The sequence below is a fragment of the Brucella haematophila genome, from assembly GCF_005938105.1.
In the GTDB taxonomy this organism is placed as follows: domain Bacteria; phylum Pseudomonadota; class Alphaproteobacteria; order Rhizobiales; family Rhizobiaceae; genus Brucella; species Brucella haematophila.
In genome coordinates this window covers 313,552-334,068 of record NZ_VCPE01000002.1, presented here as the reverse complement: position 1 = coordinate 334,068, position 20,517 = coordinate 313,552, and the positions used below count along the sequence as shown (strand labels likewise).

Here is a 20,517-nt window from a genome sequence, read left to right as displayed (position 1 = left end):
GGTAAACGGTACCTATGAGTACCCAAATTCTCGAATCCTACCTGCCCGATGAAGCCGCCACACTCCGGTTTGGCGAGGACTTCGCTCTCGCTCTGCAAAAGGGCGATCTGGTTACGCTTTCCGGTGATCTGGGGGCGGGGAAGTCATCGCTGGCGCGCGCAATAATCCGCGCTATTGCTGACGATCCGGGGCTGGAAGTGCCAAGCCCGACATTCACACTGGTGCAGAGCTACGATGCGCTTCGTCTACCGGTCGCTCATGCCGATCTTTATCGCCTGTCTTCCGGCGAAGAACTCGACGAGCTGGGACTGGTCGAATTTCTGGATGATGGCGTTGTGCTTTCCGAATGGCCGGAGCGCGGCGAGGGCTTTTTGCCCGAAGCAAATTTCTCGGTCACGCTTTCGCATGAAGGGGCAGGGCGGCGCATCGCCATTAACGGGCCGCAGGCGGCGATCAGCCGTCTGGAGCGTTCGCTGGCCATTCGCGCTTTCCTTGACCGTCACGACCGACAGGGTGCCGAGCGGCGTTATCTGCAAGGCGATGCATCTCCGCGCAAATATGAAACGATCCGCACTGCGCATGGCGTCGAAATTCTCATGAATGCGCCGCAGATGCCCTATGATCCGCCATTGCGTGACGGCAAGACCTATCGGCAGATAGCGCATCTTGCCGAAAATATTCTGGCTTTCGCAGCCATTGACGGGCTTTTGGCCGCGCATGGTTTTCGCGTGCCCGAAATGCGGGCCGCTGATCTGGACGCAGGTTTTCTGGTTCTGGAAAATCTGGGCGTTGAGGGCGTGCGTGCTGAATCCGGTGAGCCGGTGGCGGAACGCTATGAGGCGGCAGGGCGCTTTCTCGCGCATGTGCATGGCGTGAACTGGCCAAGCCGCGTGCCGCTTAATGGCTACCCCGATCATCTCATTGCGCCCTTCGACCGCGATGCCATGATGATTGAGGTGAGCCTTGTCGGGCAGTGGTATGCGCCGCGTATGATGGGGCGGCAACTGACCGATGCTGAAAAGCAGTCTTACGAAGCTGCGTGGGACAAGGTGATTGCCGATATTGCCGATGTCGAACAGAGCCTTTTGCTGCGCGATTATCATTCGCCGAACCTATTCTGGTTTCCGGAAGCGGAAGGCAAGGACAGGATCGGGACCATCGATTTTCAGGACGCGATGATCGGCCCTGCTGCCTATGACGTGGCCTCGCTGGCGCTCGACGCGCGCGTGACCATCTCAGTCGAACTGGAGCAGGCGGTCGTTGCCGCTTATTGCGACGAGCGCCGCAGCTTGGGCCATGCTTTCGACGAAGCTCTGTTCCGCAAGGCCTATGCGGCCATGGGCGCGCAACGCAATGCCAAGCTGCTCGGTCTCTTTGTGCGGCTTGATGAGCGCGACGGCAAACCGGCTTATCTCAACCATCTGCCGCGCATCCATGATTATCTCGGGCGTGTGCTTGTTCATCCGGTCATGGCGCCTGTGGCGGCGTGGTTCCGCGAATTGGGGTTGATGCAGGAAGGGCTAGTGCGCAATGAAAATGCCTGAGACGGCCATGGTTCTGGCGGCGGGGCTTGGAAAGCGTATGCGCCCCATCACCGAGACAATTCCAAAGCCGCTGGTCCAAGTCGCGGGAAAGCCGCTGATCGACTGGGGTCTGGACGCGCTTGAAGCAGTTGGTGTGCCCAACGCAGTGGTAAATGTCCATTATTTAGCCGACCAACTGGATGATTATCTCGCTGACCGGGCGGAGCCACATATCGTCATTTCAGACGAGCGCGATCTGTTGCTCGATTCCGCAGGCGGCATCGTCAAGGCGTTGCCGCTATTGGGAACGGCACCGTTCTATCTTCTGAACGCCGATACGTTCTGGGTAGGCGACACGACGAAGCCCAATCTCGAAGCCCTGAGCGAAGCCTGGGACGATACCTGTATGGATATCCTGCTGATGACGGCGGGGCTCGACCAAGCCACCGGTTTCGAAGGCAAGGGCGATTTCGTCGCTGATGATGCAGGCCGTTTGCGCCGTGCCCGCGATGTGGCGGGAACGCCACTGATCTATGCCGGGGCAGGTATCATTCACCCGCGCATTTTTGCAGGTGCAAAGCCTGAAGTGGCGTCGCTCAATCGATATTTCGATAAGGCCATCGCTGAAGGCCGTCTTTATGGTATGCCCATGGTCGGGCATTGGCTGACGGTCGGAACGCCAGAGGCCATAGCGCAAGCGGAGGCCGCACTTTCCGCACTGGTTTGAGCCGAAGTAATTGATGAAGGAGAGAAACAGCATGAGCAAAACAAAGCCAAGGCTGTTTTCCATTCCTTCCGGAACGCCCTTCCTGCCGGCCTTTGCCAAGGCCCTGCTTGAGGGAAGGCTGATCGAAGGTTTTCCCGGCAATCCCGCAGATCCTCTGGCGCTGGCCAGCGCAACGATTTACGTGCCGACGCGTCGCGCCGCACGTGCCTTGCGATCTGTTATCGTCGATATGAATCCGGCTAAGAGTGCCATTTTGCCAGCGATACGACCGCTGGGCGATGTGGATGAGGACGCAGCTTTTTTCAATGCCGGGGCGGCGGGCGTGTTCGATCTCAATCCGCCAATTGCAAAGGCAGAGCGGCTTCTGCTGCTGGCGCGTCTGATCCGTCCATGGCGTGAATCCCTGCCCGCCCATGTGCGCGCGCTGTTCGGCGTTGACGATGTGTCGGTCCCGGCCACAACTGCCGATGCCATCTGGCTGGCCCGCGATCTGGCCGGGCTGATGGATCAGGTGGAAACCGATGGCGCGAAATGGAGTGAACTTGCCATGATCGCGCCCGACGATCTTGCCGACTGGTGGCGGGTAACGCTCGGTTTCCTCGATATCGTTACCAAGCTGTGGCCCGATATTCTGGCCGAGCGCAAGCTGTCCAACCCGGCAGCACACCGCAACGAGCTGATCTGGGGTGAGGTGGCACGCCTGCGCGATAGCCCACCTCCGGGGCCGGTCATCGCCGCCGGTTCAACGGGCTCCATTCCGGCCACAGCCGAACTGGTTTCCGTTATCGCCCATCTGCCGAATGGCGCAGTCGTTTTGCCGGGGCTTGATCGTGATCTGGACGATGATGCGTGGAAAATGCTGGGCGAGGCCGAAGACAATCCTTCGACTTTCGGGCATCCGCAATATGGCCTGCACAAGCTGCTGCGCGCCATTGGGACGCTCCGCGAAGATGTCGAGCATATTGAGGATATGCCGACGCATGATCCCGAAAAGTTGACAGACTTTTCGGATGAGATCATGCGCAAGAAAAAATCGAAGCGTGTTCTGGAACGCGTTGTGAGTGAAGCGCTGCGCCCGGCGGAAACGACAGATGCGTGGGGTGCGCTCAGCCAGCACCCGGATATGCAGCCGGATGTTCTTCTGGCTTCGGCGCACAAAATCGATCTCATTGAAGCGGCAAACGAACGCGAGGAAGCTTTGTCGGTGGCGCTGGCGCTGCGTGATGCCATCCATGAAGAGGGCAAGATTGCGGCGCTGGTGACGGCGGACCGCAATCTGGCGCGGCGCGTGGTTGGAGAACTGGCGCGTTTCGGCATTGATGCCGATGATTCCGGCGGGCGGCATTTGCGCGATGTCGAGACTTCGACGCTTCTGCGCCTGACCGTCGAAACGGTGTTCAATCCCGGCGATCCGGTGGCCTTGCTGGCGCTGGTGAAGCATCCTTTGCTGCGCCTGGAAACACCGCGCATCGACCGGCGTCTCGCTGGCGAAACGCTGGAGCTTGTTGCCTTTCGCGGCGGCACCGGCCGCGCTTCCGTCACTGACCTGCCAGCTTTTTTCGATCGACGACTGGAAGAAAGCGCCAACCAGTCCTGGCGTCCGGCATGGCATGACAGTATCACGCCAGAGATGATCGCCGCTGCGCGCGGTCTTTGCGAAAACCTGTCCCAGGCCGTGGCACCGCTGGCGCCTTTCGCGACAACAAGCCGACGAACCAATATTGCCGAGATTGCGCGCGCTACGGCGGAAGCCATTGAAAATATGGCGCGCGATGAAAACGGCAGTGTCGCGGCCTTCTATTCCGGCGAGCGCGGCGAAAAGGTTGCCTCCTTCCTGCGCGGTCTGGTTTCCAGCGGGTCGGAACTGGATTTCGAAGCCAGCGAATGGCCTGCAATTCTGGATGCGCTGATGGCGGGCGAAACGGTCAAGCCGCATCCGGGCGGACATCCGCGCGTCTTCGTCTGGGGTGCGCTCGAAGCGCGTCTACAGACGGTCGATACGGTGGTGATCGGCGGTCTGAATGAAGGCAGCTGGCCTGCCAAGACCCGCAACGATCCCTTTATGTCGCGCCCGATGAAAGCGATGATCGCGCTTGATCCGCCGGAGCGGCGCACGGGCCTTGCCGCGCATGATTTTCAAATGGCGCTTGGCATGGACCATGTGGTGCTGTCTCGCTCCCAGCGTTCCGACAACGCACCAACGGTGACATCGCGCTGGTTGCAGCGGCTGGAAACCGTGCTGGGTGCGGATGTGACCAAAGAGATGCGCCAGCGTGGTCAGCGTTTCCTGCACTGGTCGCGGGAGATTGATCGTGCACCGGATGTGCCTTTCGTCAAAAGGCCTGAGCCTGCGCCGCCGGTTGCAGCGCGGCCCAGGCATTTCTCTGTCACGGAAGTGGAAACGCTGCGTCGCGATCCTTACGCGATCTTCGCCAAGAAAATTCTCAAGCTGCGTCCGCTGGAGCCACTGATCCGCGACCCGGCAGCGGCTGAACGTGGCACGCTTTTCCATGACATTCTTGGACATTTCACGCAGGAAAATATCGACCCGTTGTCTCCTGACGCCGCCGAGCGCTTGATGGAACTGGGGCGCATCCTGTTTGCCGATATGGATTTGCCGACCGAGATCGAAGCCGTCTGGTGGCCGCGCTTCACGGCGCTGATCCCGCAGTTTCTCGAATGGGAGCGGGAGCGCGCTTATAATATGCAGACACGGTTTGCAGAAATCGCCTCGGACAAACGGGAGATCGAAAACCTTGGTATTACCCTTTCAGGGCGTGCTGACCGTATCGATCTGATGCGGGACGGCACTGCGGATATCATCGACTATAAAACCGGCTCCACGCCGTCGCCGCGTCAGGCGCATGTTTTGCTATCACCGCAGCTGGCGCTGGAGGCTGCTCTTCTGGTGCGGGGCGCATTCCGCGAGGTCGGCTCCGTTCGGGCGTCCGATCTCACCTATGTGCGGCTTCGGGCCGGGGGCGAGGTGAAACCGGAATCCATTTTGAAGATCAGCAGGCCGCCATCGGAAAAAACCGCACCCGCTTTGGGTGAGGAAGCATGGCAGCGCCTTGCGCAGTTGCTGGCTGAGTATCAGAAGCCGGATAAGGGTTATCTTTCGCGCGCGCTGCCGTTCCGCGAAACAGACCTGACGGGTGACTATGATCATCTTGCACGTGTGCTGGAGTGGTCCGCTGGCGGCGATGCCGGTGGGGAGGGCGGCGAATGAAGAAAGCACCTATTATTCCACCCGAAACGTTGCGCGCGCAAAGTGCAGCTGCCAATCCCGCCGCGTCGGTCTGGGTGTCGGCCAATGCCGGGTCGGGCAAGACACATGTTCTGACCGAGCGCGTTATCCGTCTGTTGCTCGAAGGGACAGATCCTTCGAAAATCCTCTGCCTCACCTATACGAAGGCGGCGGCGGCGGTGATGCAGAACCGTGTTTTTGCGCGTCTGTCTGAATGGGCTGTGCTGCCGGATAGCGAACTGGCCGAGCGGTTGAAATCGCTTGAAGGTCGCAGGCCGGGCGCGCCTCGCCTCGCGGTTGCGCGGCGGCTTTTCGCCCGCGCACTGGAAACGCCGGGCGGCCTGAAAATCCAGACCATCCATGCGTTTTGCGAAGCCATCCTGCATCAGTTTCCACTTGAGGCGAATATCGCCGGCCATTTCGAGATGATGGACGACCTGATGCAGGCAGCACTCGTGGGCGAAGCACGGCGTCAGCTGCTCGAAACCGCGCATGGCGGCGGCGATACGGATATTGCAGCGGCCTTTGCCGATGTTTTGCAGGCATCGGGCGAAATGGGGCTGCAATCGCTGCTGGATGAGGCTGTGAACCGGCGTAACGGCTTGCAGCGCTATATTGCAGAATTGGGCATTGCCGAAACGCGTGTCGAGACCCTGCATCGCGCCTTCGGTTTCGAACCGGATGAGCGCGAAAGCGATATTCTGGCTGAGCTCTGGCCGGTTCCCGAATTTTCCGATGACACGCTCGATCTCATTCTTTCGATCCAGAAGGGTGCTGCGCGTGCGCATGATTTTGCGCTGCAATTGAAGCGCTACGACAAGGTGAGCACCACCCGTGACCGCGAGGCGGTGTTGCGCGCTGCGTTTCTGAAAAGCACCGGAGAGCCGAAATCAGGCGCCTATGTCGGTTCGGCGGCGGTGAAGAAACTGCTGCCGGAATTCGAGGAAGCGTTTGATGGCGCTGCTTCCCGTGTTGAAATGGGGCTCGACCGGCTGAAGGAATTGCGCCTCGTGCGGCTCAATCTGGCCGCGCTGACGCTGATCGACGATCTTCTGCAACGCTATCATGATCTCAAGCGCAAGCGCGGTCTGCTCGACTTTGAAGATCTGATCACGCGGACCGTGGCGCTGCTCGCCCGCGATGGGGCAGGGCAGTGGGTGCAGTACAAGCTTGATCGCGGCATTGATCATATTCTCGTCGATGAAGCGCAGGATACCAGCCCCGACCAGTGGCAGGTCATCCGCATGTTGTCGGAAGAGTTTTTTGCCGGTCTCGGCCAGCGCAACCTGCAACGCACGCTGTTTGCCGTCGGTGACGAGAAGCAGTCGATCTATTCGTTTCAGGGGGCCGTGCCGGAAGATTTTGCCGCGCAGGGCCGCTCGGTCAGTCTTCGCGCAGGTGATGCCGATCTGAAATTCGAGCGTGTCAGTCTCAACTTCTCGTTCCGTTCGGCTCCCGATGTGTTGCAGGCGGTGGATGAAGTGTTTGCAAGACCGGAAGCCAATCGCGGGCTTGCGGGTGCCACGGTTCACGATGCCATTCGCGCCGATGCGCCGGGCGAGGTGGAAATCTGGGACATGCTGACGCCGGAAGCGGTGGAAGAGCCGGATGACTGGCGCGTGCCTGTCGATCATCTTGCCGCGCCCGCCGTGCGACTGGCCGAACAGATCGCCGCCACCATTCGCTACTGGCTGGATAGGGGCGAACCCATACCGGGTCAGAACCGACGCATCGCGCCGCGTGATATCATGGTGCTGGTGCGCAAGCGTGATCAGTTCATGCCTGCCTTGTCACGGGCGCTGAAGAACCTTGGTGTTCCTGTGGCCGGTGCGGACCGTCTGCGCCTCACCAGCCATATCGCCATTCAGGATCTGATGGCACTCGGACGTTTCGTTTTGCAGCCCTCGGATGATCTTTCGCTAGCTTCGCTTCTCAAAAGTCCGCTCTTCGGCTGGGATGATGACAGGCTGTTTGCGCTCGCTTATCCGCGTGGGTCCGGCTCGACGCTGTTCGAGCATCTCTATCGCGTCTCGCGCGATGATGAGGCGCTTGGTGCGATCCACAAGATCTTGAGCCGTTGGCGCGGCATGGCCGACACGATGCCGGTTTTCGAATTTTATGCGCGCATTCTCAGCGCCGACGGCGCACGCCGAAAGCTTCTGGCGCGGCTTGGGCCGGAAGCGGGCGACATTATCGACGAGTTTCAGAACTATGCGCTCTCTGCCGAGCGCGCTGGTCTGCCGGGCTTGCAGGCTTTCCTGGAAACGCTGGATGCAGCCTCGCCGGAAATCAAACGTGAGCTGGATCAGGGTCGCAACGAAGTGCGCCTCATGACCGTCCACGCGGCCAAGGGTCTTGAGGGTGCGGTTGTGTTTCTGGTCGATCCCGGTAGCGCCGTCTGGACCGGAAGCCGTGCGCCCAAGCTGATCCCTTATGATCTACCGCATGATGGTGCGCCGGTGAAAGGCTATCTCTGGCAGCCGAATGGCGGGTGGCAGACCGGCTTTACCGCTTCACGTGTCGAAGATCTGAAAGCCCGTGCTGAGGAAGAATATCGCCGTTTGCTTTATGTCGGCATGACGCGCGCCGAAGACCGCCTCATCATCTGCGGCTATCGCGGCACGCGCGAGAGCGGCGAGACTTGGCACAGGCTGGCCGAGGATGCGCTTGCCGTCAAATCGGAGACCTATGTGCATCCCGTGCAAGGTGTTGCCGCACGGCGCTACCGCAACACGCCACGCGGATTGACGGAAATTATCGAGCCGGATCAGGCAGACGCGGCGCCATTGCCCGCCTTGCCGCCGGAATATCTGCTGCCGGTCAAGCCAGAAGCGGGTCTCCCGCGCCCTCTGGCACCTTCTGGTGCGTCAGCGTTGATCGAGGCGGATGAAGAGCCGCCACTTGATATCAGCTCGCCGGTGCTCGGCGATATCGTCGGTGAGGGTGCGCCCGGCTTTGCCTTGCGACGCGGCACGGCGATCCACATGCTGCTGCAATATCTGCCGGAAGTTCCGGAGGGCGAGCGGGAAAAGCTGGCGGAAGATTATCTCGCTCGGATCGCAGGCGACTGGCCGGAGGCCGAGCGCCACAATGCCGCTCTAAGCGTGAAGGCCATTCTGGGGGATCAGCGATTTGCGCCGGTTTTCGCTTCTGGTTCGCGGGGCGAAGTCGCAATCATGGGCACGATCAATCTTGGCGGGCGCGATCATGCGGTGTCCGGTCAGGTTGACCGCATCAGCGTTGACGAGACCAGCGTGCTCGTTGTCGACTACAAGACCAACAGGCCGCCGCCAAAGACCGTCGAGGCAGTTCCTTTCGCCTATCGCGCGCAGCTTGCACTTTATAAGGCGCTGCTGGAGCCGCTCTATCCGGGGCGGGTCGTGGAAACAGCACTGCTCTTCACAGAGGGACCGTTCCTTTTGCCGTTGTCCGATGCTGTTCTTGATGAAGCCATGCAGGCGCTGAGAGACTCTCAAGGAAAGGTGAGTAACTAGAACTTGACGGATGGCAGCGGACACGCCACATGATATAGCGAAGAAAGAGCGGATTGCGTGTGAGTCTGTGAAGATGTCTGCCGTTCTTAACCATATAGAGGATAGCCCTATGGCAACCGTTAAGGTCGATAACAGCAATTTTCAGTCGGACGTTCTTCAGTCGAACGAGCCGGTCGTGGTGGATTTCTGGGCAGAATGGTGCGGTCCATGCAAGATGATCGCTCCGGCGCTTGACGAAATCGCTGCGGAAATGGCCGGTCAGGTCAAGATCGCCAAGGTCAACATTGATGAAAATCCGGAACTCGCAGCCCAGTTCGGTGTGCGCTCGATCCCGACGCTCCTGATGTTCAAGGACGGCGAACTCGCCGCCAATATGGTTGGCGCTGCTCCGAAGAGCCGCCTTGCCGACTGGATCAAGGCTTCCGCTGCTTGATCCAAGCGCATCCCGAAAAGTGTGTAACAGTTTTCGGATAAGATGCGTGTTAAAACGGTGTAGCAGCATTCCAATAAAAAACCCGGCCTTGGTGCCGGGTTTTTTATTGCTCGAAGAAGCCCGCGTGCGCTTACTTCGGCTTCTTCTTGGTGTCGGTGTCGCTGGTATTGATCGGCTTGCATTCGTTGTGCGTGCCAAGAATATAGTATTTGCCATCGGCAGATGGTTTGGTACCGATAGCGCAAAATGGCATTACCTTGATGCCAGTTCCCTTTGTGTAGGCTCCGTTTGTGGGACTCGCAGCAAAAGAAGATGTAACCGAAAAGCTCACAAACAGAATTGTTGAAATAATAATCGTATTACGCATTTAAATATCCATCATTAAAATTACAATCAGTAATTAATGGGTGTAAATAAAGGCGAAAGAGTGATTACTTATTATCTCATAATATTCTAATTTAATTAGGTCGGTGGTGTATTGTTCTCTTCCAATACTTCGCCCGCAAGATAGAGCGAGCCGCCAATCAGGATGCGCGGCGGAATTTCATCGGCAGGCCATGTATCGTGCAGGAGCTTCAGCGCATTGGCGACCGAGTGGACCGGTTCGGCTGACAAGCCGGCTTTTTGGGCCGATACAGCCAGCGCATCGTTCGGTATGCCCGCATCGCTGGATGGGATCGGCACGGTGAAGACATGGCGCGCCATGCCCGCAAAGGCCTCAAAATAGCCGACAGGGTCCTTGGTGTTGATCATGCCGGTAATCAGGAACAACGGGCGCGCATTGCGTTCTTCGAGATCGCCGAAAGCTTCCGCGATCACCGCACCTGCGCCCGGATTGTGCCCCCCGTCGAGCCAGATTTCCGACGTCGCCGGTGCAAGATCGACCAGCGTGCCGTGCGTCAGCCGCTGCATGCGCGCGGGCCAATCTACAACCATTAGGGCCTTTTCGACGGCCTTGTCGGGGATGTTGAAACCCGCAAGCTGCACCGTTTCGATGGCGGCGGCAGCATTGGCAATCTGGTGACGGCCGGGTAGGCGCGGAAGCGGCAGATCGATCAGCCCGTCTTCGTTCTGGAAGACCATGCGGCCATGTTCTTCAAAGGCCAGGAAATCCTGTCCATAGACCGAAACCGGGCAGCCGAGACGGTCCGCCGTGGAAACGAGCACTTCCCGCGCCGCATCGAAAGGCTGAAAGCCGACAACAACCGGGCAATCCTTCTTGATGATCCCGGCCTTTTCGGCGGCAATAAGCTCCACGCGGTCGCCGAGAAAAGCCTGATGATCGATAGAGACCGGCATGATCAGCGATACAGCAGGTTCGGGAATGACATTGGTCGCGTCAAAACGACCGCCAAGGCCGACTTCCATGATGACGACATCGGCGGGATGCTCGGCAAACAGCACGAAAGCTACGGCGGTGAGAATTTCAAAGACCGTAATGTGCTGGCCGCCATTGGCCGCCGCAACGCGCTCGATTGCATCGGCCAGAACATCGTCTTCGACCAGCTTGCCGCCGCCGGGCGCAGCCAGGCGATAACGCTCGTGCCAGTTGACCAGATGCGGCGAGGTGTGAACGTGGACGTCAAAACCGCCCGCCTCAAGAATGGCGCGGCAGAAGGCGGTAGCCGATCCTTTGCCGTTGGTCCCGGCAATATGGATCACAGGCGGTAGTTTGAGATGCGGATTGCCGAGTTTCTCCAATAGACCGCGAATGCGGTCCAGAGAGAGGTCAAATCCTTTCGGATGCAGTTGCATCAGCCGCTCGATAGCGGCAGCCGCCTTGCCTGCCACGATCTGGCTGCCCATATCAGGCCGCCTTGCTATCGGTATCCGGCTTTGGCGATACCGGGCTGTCGGTGTTGGCCGGCTGCTTGGTCATGATTTTCAGGAGACGTGCAATCGTTTCCTTCAGCTCGGTGCGTGGCACAACCATGTCCACCATGCCGTGCTCCATCAGATATTCAGCGCTCTGGAAGCCTTCCGGCAGCTTTTCGCGGATGGTCTGTTCGATCACGCGCGGACCAGCAAAGCCGATCAGTGCACCCGGCTCGGCAATGTGAATGTCGCCCAGCATGGCGTAGGAAGCCGTCACGCCGCCCGTGGTCGGGTTGGTGAGCACGACGATGTAAGGCAGGCCTGCCTCTTTCAACATTTCCACGGCAACGGTGGTGCGCGGAAGCTGCATCAGCGAGAGAATACCTTCCTGCATGCGCGCGCCGCCCGATGCAGCGAACAGAACCAGCGGACGCTTCAGCTCGATGGCCTTTTCGAAGCCCTGAATGATCGCCTCACCAGCGCCCATGCCGAGCGAGCCGCCCATGAAACCGAAATCCTGCACGGTGGCGACAATCGGCAGACCTTCGATGGTGCCGAGGCCGTTGACGATGGCATCGTCCATGCCGGTGCGGGTGCGGTAATCCTTGAGACGGTCGATATATTTCTTCTCGTCGCGGAATTTCAGCGGATCAACCGGAACCTTCGGCGCGTCGAGCGTGGTATATTCGCCATTGTCGAAGAAGAAGCGCAGGCGGTCTTTCGCCTTGATGCGCATGTGATGGCCCGAAGACGGGATCACGAACTGGTTGCTCTCCAGATCCTTGTGGAACACCATCTCGCCGGTCGACGGATCCTTGATCCAGAGGTTTTCCGGCATTTCGCGACGACCAAGCATCGAGTTGATCTTCGGACGAACGTAGTTGGTGATCCAGTTCATGACGTTTGGTTCCGTTTCTTGTTCTTCGACGGCTAGCATTTCCGACAGAAAGTGCAGGCGTCTTTGCGCCCGCTTATGCGGAAAAGCAATTCTACCCGCTTAAATGGACGATTTATTGGGCGGCTTCAAGGCGTGTCGTGCGAACGCTTTGCGCCAGTGCACCGACAAGTTTGCTCACGGCGGCCACAGGATCGCCCTTAAGGGCGCCTTCCGGCGTCAATTCACCGGCCACCGCATTGACGATTGCCGTGCCGACAACGACGCCATCCGCATGGGCGGCAATGGCGGCAGCCTGTTCCGGCGTCTTGACGCCGAAGCCGACGCAGATCGGCAGATCTGTGCTCTTCTTGATGTGACGTACCGCGTTGCCGACGCGCGCCGTATCGGCGATGGCCGAGCCGGTGATGCCGTTCATCGAGACGTAATAGACGAAGCCCGATGCATTATGCAGAACCTTCGGCAGACGGTTGTCGTCGGTGGTCGGCGTCGTCAGGCGAATGAAGTTGATGCCAGCTTTCATGGCCGGGACGCAAAGCTCAGCGTCCATCTCCGACGGCAGATCGACAATGATCAGTCCATCGACGCCGGAAGCCTTGGCGTCAGTGAGAAAGCGCTCGACGCCATAGATATAGATCGGGTTGTAATAGCCCATCAGCACGATCGGGGTCGTGTCGTCTTCCTTGCGGAATTCGGCGGCCATGTAGAGCGTCTTGGTCAGCGACTGTCCGGCTTTCAGGGCGCGCAGACCAGCAGCCTCGATGGCCGGGCCGTCCGCCATCGGATCGGAAAAGGCCATGCCCAGCTCGATCACATCCGCACCGGCCTTCGGCAGCGCCTTCATGACCTTGAGCGAGGTTTCGAGGTCGGGATCGCCACCCATGAAATAGGTGACCAGTGCCGGACGGCCCTCGGTCTTCAATGCGGCGAATTTGGTGTCGATGCGAGTGGTCATACCGTGCCCCGTGGCAAAGTGCGCGCAAGATAATCGGCGATGGGTTTGCCGGACATGGCCGTCTCCATCCAAGCGCGCCGTTCAAAGTCAATAATTCCGAGTTCCCAGACGCAGGCCATCAGCAAGGGCTGTGCGGGCATGAATTCGATCTCGTCGCCGAGTTCGGACTGCCACAGCATTTCCGTTGCGATGCCGCCTTCCAGCCACCAGTGCAGCAGAAGCCACAGGCTTTCCTCACCCTGATGGAGAATGGCGAAACCGGCGTCCTGATGCGGCAGGGCTTCAAGCCTTGCCGCAGCATTTGCGATCTGCCTGCGGGCGATGCCCACCGCAGCTTCGGCAAGCGGATTGGAAGGGTCCGCTTCAATGATGTTGAGCTTGATCGTCGCCGGGCCGCATTCCGTCAGGCCGTCGAACCATGCGGCGCGCGGTCTGTAGGTGGAAAGCTCGGCAGCGTCTTTGCCCATTCTGTCCTCAGATATCCATGCCGAGCAGCTTGCCGACCGTGTGGACGTCCTTGTCGCCACGGCCAGACAGGTTGACGATCATGATCTGGTCCTTGCCCATGGTTGGCGCCATCTTGACGGCCTGCGCAATGGCATGGGCGGATTCGAGTGCCGGAATGATGCCTTCGACGCGGGTCGCAAGCTGGAAGGCATCCAGTGCTTCCGTGTCGAGGATGGGCACGTAATCGACGCGACCCGAATCCTTGAGCCAGGAATGTTCCGGGCCGACACCCGGATAGTCGAGACCGGCGGAAACCGAATGGCCTTCGAGAATCTGTCCGTCTTCGTTCTGGAGCAGATAGGTGCGGTTGCCGTGCAGAACGCCCGGACGACCCGCGCTCATCGATGCGCAATGCTCGTCACCGTCGAGACCGTGCCCGCCTGCCTCGACACCGACGATCTTGACCGATGCGTCGTCGAGGAAAGGATGGAACAGACCGATGGCATTGGAACCGCCGCCGACAGCTGCGATGATGACATCCGGCAGGCGGCCTTCCTGTTCGAGAATCTGCTGGCGGGCTTCCGTGCCGATGACCGACTGGAAGTCGCGGACCAGTTCCGGATAGGGATGCGGACCGGCAGCCGTGCCGATCAGGTAATAGGTGTCTTCAACATTCGTGACCCAGTCGCGAAGCGCTTCGTTCATCGCGTCCTTGAGCGTGCCGTTGCCAGCCGTGACAGGCTTTACTTCGGCACCCAGCAGCTTCATGCGGAACACATTCGGCTTCTGACGTTCAACGTCCGTTGCGCCCATATAGACGACGCAAGGCAGGCCGAAACGTGCGGCGACGGTGGCCGATGCAACGCCGTGCTGGCCAGCGCCGGTTTCGGCGATGATGCGGGTCTTGCCCATGCGCTTGGCCAGCAGAATCTGGCCGAGGCAGTTGTTGATCTTGTGGCTGCCCGTGTGGTTCAGGTCTTCGCGCTTGAAGTAGATCTTTGCGCCGCCCAAATGCTTGGTCAGGCCTTCAGCGAAATACAGCTTGGAAGGCCGACCGGCATAATAGGTCGAAAGGGCGGAAAGCTCGGCCTTGAATTCAGGATCGTTCTTGGCCGTTTCATAGGCCTCCTGCAATTCGAGGATCAGCGGCATCAGCGTCTCGGCGACGAAACGTCCGCCGAAAATACCGAACATGCCCTCTTCATCCGGGCCTGTCTTGTAGGAATTGGGTTCAACCGGCTTGTTCAACGCTTCAGCTCCGTCATGTTCAGGCTACCCCTGTCTGGGTACGTCGGGCGGACGGTGATACATCCGCATCGGCGACAGCCTGGAAAAAATCTTCAATGAGACGCACGTCCTTTTCGCCCGGTGTGCGCTCGACGCCAGACGATATGTCGATGCCCGGCGCGTGCGTCTCGTGCAGCGCCTCGGCAATGTTGCCAGCGTTCAATCCACCGGAAAGCATGTAATCGACATCCGCGTCAAGCGCATCGAGCAGGCCCCAATCGAAGGAGACCCCGTTGCCGCCTGGCAATTCCGATCCCTTCGGCGGTTTGGCGTCGAACAGGAAGCGGTCGGCAATACCCTTATAGGGTGCGATAGCGGCCAGATCGTCGGCGCTGCGGATCGCAAAGGCTTTCATGACCGGCAGGCCGTAGCGCTCTTTTACAAAGCGCACGCGCTCCGGCGTTTCATGACCATGCAGTTGCAGAATATCCGGTTTTACGGCGCTGACGATTTCGTCCAGCGTCGCATCGTCGGCATCCACCGTTACGGCGACAACCTTGGCCCGACCAAGCGCGGCAGGGCGCAGCTTGGCTGCGGCATCGGGTGCGATATTGCGCGGGCTTTTTGGAAAAAAGATAAAGCCGATATGCGTCGCACCGCCGTCAAGAGCGGCAGCGACAGTATCAGGCGTTTTCAGCCCGCATATCTTGATATCCAAAGCCATGGGTTTCCCGTCGCACAAAACGAGGCGCTTCTCAAGCCGTTAGCACCTATTCGCAACTAATCTCTGACGGTATGTCCGTCAAAACCTCGTGCGATCAGGAAATCATACGCTTCCATGACCTCCATGGGAACAGCCTGCGCAATCTGGTAGCCTTTGGCCGGATAGTCCAGAATACGCTCCAGATCGCCGGTCATCTCGTTGATGAGCATCTCCACCGGATAGGCGGGTGTCGGCTGTTCTTCGAAGGAAAGGAGCGGTGCAGTCACACTGGCCTTTGCTTCCGGCCATTGCCGCGCGACGGTGGCGTGCACGCGGCGCTGCGTCTGCGGCTTGGTGACGAAAATCGGGCTGATCACGCCGGGCAGCATTTTTTCGAGCGAGAAACGGATGTTTTCGCCAATATTGGTGGCGTTCGGCTCGATGGTTATTGCCTCTTCGGGCACACCGCGCCGTATTGCCACTTCGGCAAAGGCTTCCGCTTCACTGGCAGGATAAAGATTTTCGGTCCAGTGACCGCTTTTGCCGGTGAAGATCACCAGCGGGGCCATGCCTTCGAGATAGAGATCGGCGGCGCGCTCCGCCACGCGCAGATCGTAGCTGCCGAGCCCGATGATGACATCGGATGCCGGAATGGGATCGTAAATGCAGTGGTAGTCCCACAGCACCTTGGCGGCGGTCAGTATTGATGGGTTCATGTAAAGTCTATAGCCTGTAATGCGCTGCCATTTCGCTTCAGCCACGCCTTGCAGCGTTCCGTATCGGGGCAAAGCTCCTGACAGAGTTTCCAGAATTGCGGCCCATGATTCATCTCGATCAGATGCGCGACTTCATGCGCAACGAGATAGTTGATGACGGCCGGGGGTGCCATGCCGATACGCCATGAAAAGGAAAGAACGCCATCCGAGGTGCATGAGCCCCAGCGGCTCTTGGTGTCCTTGAAGCGGACAGCCTTGTCCTTGCGCCCGACAGTCGCCGTGTGGCGCGCGACCAGCGTTTCGATATCCCGCTTCACCTGACCTTTGAGATAATCGGCCAGACGGCGCGGCAAATGACTGGGATCGCCATGAACCAGCAGCACATTGCCTTCAAGAAGGTCGACTGTGCCGCGTCCGGGCTGATGCATGATGAGGTGCGGCACGCCGCGAATGGGAATTTTCACGCCGGGACGCACGGCGGGCTGATCCGGCAGTTTGGTGATGCGGCTTTCGATCCATCCCTGATGGCGCTTGAGAAAGCTCTGTACCTCGCGCTCAGGCAGGCCGGGCGGGACAGTGATGCGCAGTCCTTTTCCGCCAGCTTCGATGCGCAATGTCAGACGCTTGGCGCGCGGGTTTTCGAACACACGCAACGGCAGCTCGCGACCCGCCACCGCATGGATGCGTTCGCTCCGGACCGTCGCCGTATTGGCTGATGCCCTGTTGCCGCTGTTTTGCCGAAGGAAGGATAAGCCCATCGCTTAAGAATAAGCGATTCGCGGGAAAAGCCAGACAAAAAAGCCTTTTTAAGCAAAACGGCGCGGTTTTACCGCGCCGTTTCAAGAGATTTCAGGGTGTTATACCCTATCAAAGATCGGTGATGTCGTTCTTGCCACCCTTGGCTGGCGTCTTCTTGGCGGCAGCGCGACGCTCGGCCATGAAGCGATCGAACTCTTCCTTGTCGCGTGCGCGGCGAAGCTCTGCGGCATAGGATTCGAATTCGGCGCGGGCTTCGTCAAGCTTGCGGCGCTCTTCGGCAAGGCGGTCCAGTTCTTCGCGACGCCAGTCGTCGAAGGCTGCGTTGCCGGTGGCGCTGCCAAAGTTGAAGCTCTCGCTCTTGCGGCAGTTGCGGAAAGAACCGAACATGGAATCGGTCTTCTCGTTGACGCCGCGCTTGAACCCTTCGAGGCGGTCGCCCCAAAGAATATAGGCGAGCATGGCAAGGCCAAGCGGCCAGAAGAGAAAGAAGCCGAGCACCATCAGCGCAATCGTGGCTGGCGTCCATGCCGGTCGGATCAATGCGGAATTGGTCATGGTCTGCTCCATAATAATCAGGCCTGCCAAGTCCACATTATGCGGACATTCGTGTCTGGCGGCTTGATTTCGAATTGGTGAAGAGATTGCGGCATTTCAAGAATGTCGCAATCCGATTCCGCTTCGTTTCAGGCAGGGTCCAAGCTAACTAATGTGATTATCTCGAAATTTTTTTGCGAAAATGTTCAAGAAAAGTAACGGCAAGCCCGGCAATCAAGGCCCAGAAGGCGGAGCCGACCCCGAAAAATGCCATGCCGGAGGCGGTGACAGCGAAGGTAATCGTGGCTGCAAGGCGCTCCGGTTCGTCTTTCAGGGCCAGTGACATGGCGTTGATGAACGGGCCGGTCAGGGCAAGACCGGCGACCAGCGCGATCAGCGTTGTTGGCAGGACGGCGAAGATCGCGACCAGCGACGCGCCGAACAAAGCGAACACCACATAGATTGCCGCGTAGACGGGGCCGGTCAGCCAGCGCTTGGTCGGATCTGGATGCGCGTCGGGATTGGTACAGAGCGCTGCCGAAATTGCTGCCAGATTGGTGGTGGATGCGCCGAAGGGCGCGGACAGGATCGAGAACAGACCCGTCACGCGCAGGCAGGCGCTGGTTGGCGGCTCATAGCCGGATGCGCGCAGCACTGCGAAACCGGGCAGGTTCTGCGAAGCCATGGTCACGAGATAGAGCGGCAAGGCGAGGCCGATCATCGCGCCCAGATGGAATTCCGGCCAGACGAGGGTGAGCGTTGAGATTTCCGGGGCGGGCAAGGTTGGCGAGCGACCAGAAACAAGCGCGAAGATCATGCCGACCACCAGAACGGCGATGACCGCCAGCGACGGGTTGAAGAGGCGGATCAGGAAGAACAGCGCCACCAGCGGCAGGACGAAAACGGGATCGAAGGGGACGGTCTTTGCAGCGGCGATGACGAAGCTCAGCAGCACGCCCGCAAGCATGCCGGAGGCAACCGATGCCGGTATGCGCGAGACCAGCACCGAAAGCTGGCGGATCAGTCCGGTGGCAATCAGCGCCAGCGCCGTCACGATGAAGGCGCCGACCGCTTCGGCCATGGTGAAACCGGCGCTCGCACCGATCAACGCCAGTCCGGGTGTCGACCATGCCGCGATGATGGGCATCCGATAGCGCGTGCTGAGCCAGGCGGAAGAGGCAGCAATCGAAAGGCAGATGGCCGTGACCCAACTGGCCGTTTGAGCCTGGGTTGCACCTAGAACCTGTGCGGCGGCGATGATCAGCGCCAGCGTGCCGCCGAAGCCGACAATGGCAGCAACCGCCGATGACGCGATGACCGAAAAGCGCATGATGATGCCCCGTTATGCTGTTATCCGTTATTGTGTTTCGGATACGCGTTCTGCCAGACCGGAAACCGTGCGGATGAGAAGATCGAGATCCTGCGGCCGCGACAGCCGGTGGTCACCGTCACGCACAAGCGTCAGCGTCACATCGTCAACCGGCAGATGCTCTACCAGCGTCAGCGCATGCTTGTATGGCACGTCCGGGTCCTGCATGCCTTGCAGAATATGGACGGGGCAACCCGTTTCGATAATGCCCTTGAGCACGACGTTCTTGCGACCGTCTTCGATCAAAGCGCGCGTGTAGACATAAGGATTGGGCGAATAATCAGAGGGCTCTTCGAAATACCCCTTTTCCTGCAAGTCGCGCTTCTGCGCGTCGGAAAGGCTTGGCTCGACAAGTGCCGCCGTGAAATCGGGAGCGGGAGCAATCAGCACGATGCCGGCAGGCGACTTGCCTTGCTTCATCAGTTCCTGCGCCATGCGCAGCGCGATCCAGCCGCCCATGGATGAGCCGACGAGAATCTGCGGGCCCTTTGCATAATGACGGTAGACGGCAAGGCTTTCGTTGAGCCAGCGCGAGATCGTGCCTTCGTTGAAGTCGCCGCCGGATTCGCCATGACCGGAATAATCGAGCCTCAGCGCGCTGTGGCCAGTCTGTTCGGCCCATTGGTCGAGAACCACAGCCTTGGTGCCAAGCATGTCGGAGCGATAGCCACCCAACCAAACAACTCCGGGCCAGACGACGCCGGGCTGATTTTTGCCCTCTCTGTGGCGAACAGCGATCTTCGCGCCGTCCACGTCAAGAAATTCCGGCAGCAATTCCTGCTCCACGTCTGGCCCCGCATTGCTCATTTGAGTCTCCCGATAATTGGGATGTCTTTTGCCATGTCTTGTGGAGCGTGGAAACCCGCGCGATTGACGCACCTTGAAATTGAAGGAAATGTGACCGATATGTCGCTTTTCGCCCCCGATTTAGCTCTTTATCACGTGGGGGTGATTTTTCCTGTCAAAGATGCTATTGACTTCGCCGCTTGCTTGACGACATTTCCGCGTTCAACTGCGGTTTGATCGGGGATATGTCGTGTAAGCGACAAAAGTTCTTGCCGTATGAACGTTAACAATCAGGAGATAACGACCATTCGCCGACCGTTCAGAGCGACGCCGGTCCAGAAAGACGGACCGCGCTCCAACCGTGACATCCGGGTTCCCCGGGTCCAGCTTATCGATGCCGAAGGCCAGAACCACGGTGATGTTTCCATTCAGGAAGCTATCGCCATGGCAGAGGAAGCGGGCCTCGATCTCGTTGAGATCGTGCCGAACGCAGAGCCTCCGGTTTGCAAGATCGTAGACCTTGGTAAGCTGAAGTATCAGAACCAGAAAAAGGCCGCCGAGGCACGCAAGAAGCAGAAAACGGTTGAAATCAAGGAAATCAAGATGCGACCGAACATCGACACCCATGATTATGAGGTGAAGATGAAGGCTGCTGTGCGTTTCTTTGAGGAAGGCGACAAGGTCAAGGTTACCTTGCGTTTCCGCGGCCGTGAAATGGCGCACCAGGAGCTGGGTATGAAGCTTCTGCAGCGCGTCAAGGAAGACACCGTCGAAATCGCGAAGGTCGAGTCCGAGCCAAAGCTCGAAGGCCGTCAGATGATGATGGTGCTCGCACCGCGCTGATTTTTTCAGTATAGTCGTTGAAAAGCCGCCTTCGGGCGGTTTTT

19 protein-coding genes are annotated in these 20,517 nt (G+C 59.1%); 6 read left to right on the top strand and 13 right to left on the bottom strand.

The window, feature by feature from the left end:
- Window positions 1-14: 14 nt before the first annotated feature.
- From tsaE to trxA, 5 genes are all read left to right on the top strand, one after another.
- Window positions 15-1,544, top strand: a complete 1,530-nt coding sequence (gene tsaE, locus FGI60_RS04350) for a tRNA (adenosine(37)-N6)-threonylcarbamoyltransferase complex ATPase subunit type 1 TsaE (RefSeq protein ID WP_138784090.1) — start codon at window positions 15-17, stop codon at window positions 1,542-1,544.
- Entirely contained in the window at window positions 1,531-2,250 is a 720-nt protein-coding gene (locus FGI60_RS04345) for a nucleotidyltransferase family protein (RefSeq protein WP_138784089.1), read from the top strand. Before tsaE ends, FGI60_RS04345 begins: the two co-directional genes overlap by 14 nt.
- 31 nt (window positions 2,251-2,281) lie before the next feature.
- A complete protein-coding gene (addB, locus tag FGI60_RS04340; protein ID WP_138784088.1) occupies window positions 2,282-5,479 on the top strand; it encodes a double-strand break repair protein AddB in 3,198 nt (1,065 codons plus the stop codon).
- A complete protein-coding gene (gene addA, locus FGI60_RS04335) occupies window positions 5,476-8,991 on the top strand; it encodes a double-strand break repair helicase AddA (protein ID WP_138784087.1) in 3,516 nt (1,171 codons plus the stop codon). Before addB ends, addA begins: the two co-directional genes overlap by 4 nt.
- A 109-nt stretch (window positions 8,992-9,100) precedes the next feature.
- Entirely contained in the window at window positions 9,101-9,424 is a 324-nt protein-coding gene (gene trxA / locus FGI60_RS04330; RefSeq protein ID WP_078337659.1) for a thioredoxin, read from the top strand.
- A gap of 130 nt (window positions 9,425-9,554) precedes the next feature.
- On the opposite strand, the gene FGI60_RS04325 is transcribed toward trxA, so the two are convergent.
- The 13 genes from FGI60_RS04325 to FGI60_RS26725 form a co-directional block, all read right to left on the bottom strand.
- On the bottom strand, window positions 9,555-9,791 hold the full coding sequence (locus FGI60_RS04325; RefSeq protein ID WP_138784086.1) for a hypothetical protein: 237 nt from the start codon (window positions 9,789-9,791) through the stop codon (window positions 9,555-9,557).
- 95 nt (window positions 9,792-9,886) lie between these two features.
- Window positions 9,887-11,179, bottom strand: a complete 1,293-nt coding sequence (locus FGI60_RS04320; protein WP_171058700.1) for a bifunctional folylpolyglutamate synthase/dihydrofolate synthase — start codon at window positions 11,177-11,179, stop codon at window positions 9,887-9,889.
- A 52-nt stretch (window positions 11,180-11,231) separates the two neighbouring features.
- Window positions 11,232-12,137, bottom strand: coding sequence for an acetyl-CoA carboxylase, carboxyltransferase subunit beta (gene accD / locus FGI60_RS04315; RefSeq protein WP_138784085.1), 906 nt, complete (start codon window positions 12,135-12,137; stop codon window positions 11,232-11,234).
- 112 nt (window positions 12,138-12,249) lie between these two features.
- Window positions 12,250-13,089 (bottom strand): tryptophan synthase subunit alpha, encoded by an 840-nt coding sequence (trpA, locus tag FGI60_RS04310; RefSeq protein ID WP_138784084.1) that lies wholly within the window; start codon window positions 13,087-13,089, stop codon window positions 12,250-12,252.
- Window positions 13,086-13,556 carry a hypothetical protein gene (locus tag FGI60_RS04305; protein WP_078337662.1) on the bottom strand — a complete coding sequence of 157 codons (471 nt, stop codon included), beginning with the start codon at window positions 13,554-13,556 and terminating at the stop codon, window positions 13,086-13,088. Before FGI60_RS04305 ends, trpA begins: the two co-directional genes overlap by 4 nt.
- 7 nt (window positions 13,557-13,563) lie before the next feature.
- A complete protein-coding gene (gene trpB / locus FGI60_RS04300) occupies window positions 13,564-14,784 on the bottom strand; it encodes a tryptophan synthase subunit beta (protein ID WP_113533760.1) in 1,221 nt (406 codons plus the stop codon).
- A gap of 19 nt (window positions 14,785-14,803) precedes the next feature.
- On the bottom strand, window positions 14,804-15,487 hold the full coding sequence (locus FGI60_RS04295; protein ID WP_138784083.1) for a phosphoribosylanthranilate isomerase: 684 nt from the start codon (window positions 15,485-15,487) through the stop codon (window positions 14,804-14,806).
- A 56-nt stretch (window positions 15,488-15,543) separates the two neighbouring features.
- Window positions 15,544-16,182, bottom strand: a complete 639-nt coding sequence (locus tag FGI60_RS04290) for a YdcF family protein (RefSeq protein ID WP_138784082.1) — start codon at window positions 16,180-16,182, stop codon at window positions 15,544-15,546.
- Window positions 16,179-16,940, bottom strand: coding sequence for a M48 family metallopeptidase (locus FGI60_RS04285; RefSeq protein WP_138784081.1), 762 nt, complete (start codon window positions 16,938-16,940; stop codon window positions 16,179-16,181). Before FGI60_RS04285 ends, FGI60_RS04290 begins: the two co-directional genes overlap by 4 nt.
- Before the next feature lie 109 nt (window positions 16,941-17,049).
- The gene (locus tag FGI60_RS04280) at window positions 17,050-17,496 is read right to left on the bottom strand and encodes a DUF2852 domain-containing protein (protein ID WP_078337666.1); all 447 of its coding nucleotides are present in this window, start codon (window positions 17,494-17,496) and stop codon (window positions 17,050-17,052) included.
- A 157-nt stretch (window positions 17,497-17,653) separates the two neighbouring features.
- The gene (locus tag FGI60_RS04275; RefSeq protein ID WP_138784080.1) at window positions 17,654-18,805 is read right to left on the bottom strand and encodes a benzoate/H(+) symporter BenE family transporter; all 1,152 of its coding nucleotides are present in this window, start codon (window positions 18,803-18,805) and stop codon (window positions 17,654-17,656) included.
- Between the two features lie 27 nt (window positions 18,806-18,832).
- Window positions 18,833-19,651 carry an alpha/beta hydrolase gene (locus tag FGI60_RS04270; RefSeq protein WP_138784079.1) on the bottom strand — a complete coding sequence of 273 codons (819 nt, stop codon included), beginning with the start codon at window positions 19,649-19,651 and terminating at the stop codon, window positions 18,833-18,835.
- Between the two features lie 201 nt (window positions 19,652-19,852).
- Window positions 19,853-20,044 carry a hypothetical protein gene (locus tag FGI60_RS26725; protein ID WP_318282643.1) on the bottom strand — a complete coding sequence of 64 codons (192 nt, stop codon included), beginning with the start codon at window positions 20,042-20,044 and terminating at the stop codon, window positions 19,853-19,855.
- Here FGI60_RS26725 and infC point away from each other — a divergent pair.
- On the top strand, window positions 19,997-20,473 hold the full coding sequence (gene infC / locus FGI60_RS04265; protein ID WP_319080801.1) for a translation initiation factor IF-3: 477 nt from the start codon (window positions 19,997-19,999) through the stop codon (window positions 20,471-20,473). The two genes, FGI60_RS26725 and infC, sit on opposite strands and share 48 nt — an antisense overlap.
- Window positions 20,474-20,517 lie beyond the last annotated feature (44 nt).

Excerpts from the sequence above, each read along its gene's own strand:
- tsaE (WP_138784090.1), top strand. The coding sequence starts at position 15 with ATGAGTACCCAAATTCTCGAATCCTACCTGCCCGATGAAGCCGCCACA.
- FGI60_RS04345 (WP_138784089.1), top strand. The coding sequence starts at position 1,531 with ATGAAAATGCCTGAGACGGCCATGGTTCTGGCGGCGGGGCTTGGAAAG.
- addB (WP_138784088.1), top strand. The coding sequence starts at position 2,282 with ATGAGCAAAACAAAGCCAAGGCTGTTTTCCATTCCTTCCGGAACGCCC.
- addA (WP_138784087.1), top strand. The coding sequence starts at position 5,476 with ATGAAGAAAGCACCTATTATTCCACCCGAAACGTTGCGCGCGCAAAGT.
- trxA (WP_078337659.1), top strand. The coding sequence starts at position 9,101 with ATGGCAACCGTTAAGGTCGATAACAGCAATTTTCAGTCGGACGTTCTT.
- FGI60_RS04325 (WP_138784086.1), bottom strand. The coding sequence starts at position 9,791 with ATGCGTAATACGATTATTATTTCAACAATTCTGTTTGTGAGCTTTTCG.
- FGI60_RS04320 (WP_171058700.1), bottom strand. The coding sequence starts at position 11,179 with ATGCAACTGCATCCGAAAGGATTTGACCTCTCTCTGGACCGCATTCGC.
- accD (WP_138784085.1), bottom strand. The coding sequence starts at position 12,137 with ATGAACTGGATCACCAACTACGTTCGTCCGAAGATCAACTCGATGCTT.
- trpA (WP_138784084.1), bottom strand. The coding sequence starts at position 13,089 with ATGACCACTCGCATCGACACCAAATTCGCCGCATTGAAGACCGAGGGC.
- FGI60_RS04305 (WP_078337662.1), bottom strand. The coding sequence starts at position 13,556 with ATGGGCAAAGACGCTGCCGAGCTTTCCACCTACAGACCGCGCGCCGCA.
- FGI60_RS04295 (WP_138784083.1), bottom strand. The coding sequence starts at position 15,487 with ATGGCTTTGGATATCAAGATATGCGGGCTGAAAACGCCTGATACTGTC.
- FGI60_RS04290 (WP_138784082.1), bottom strand. The coding sequence starts at position 16,182 with ATGAACCCATCAATACTGACCGCCGCCAAGGTGCTGTGGGACTACCAC.
- FGI60_RS04285 (WP_138784081.1), bottom strand. The coding sequence starts at position 16,940 with ATGGGCTTATCCTTCCTTCGGCAAAACAGCGGCAACAGGGCATCAGCC.
- FGI60_RS04280 (WP_078337666.1), bottom strand. The coding sequence starts at position 17,496 with ATGACCAATTCCGCATTGATCCGACCGGCATGGACGCCAGCCACGATT.
- FGI60_RS04275 (WP_138784080.1), bottom strand. The coding sequence starts at position 18,805 with ATGCGCTTTTCGGTCATCGCGTCATCGGCGGTTGCTGCCATTGTCGGC.
- FGI60_RS04270 (WP_138784079.1), bottom strand. The coding sequence starts at position 19,651 with ATGAGCAATGCGGGGCCAGACGTGGAGCAGGAATTGCTGCCGGAATTT.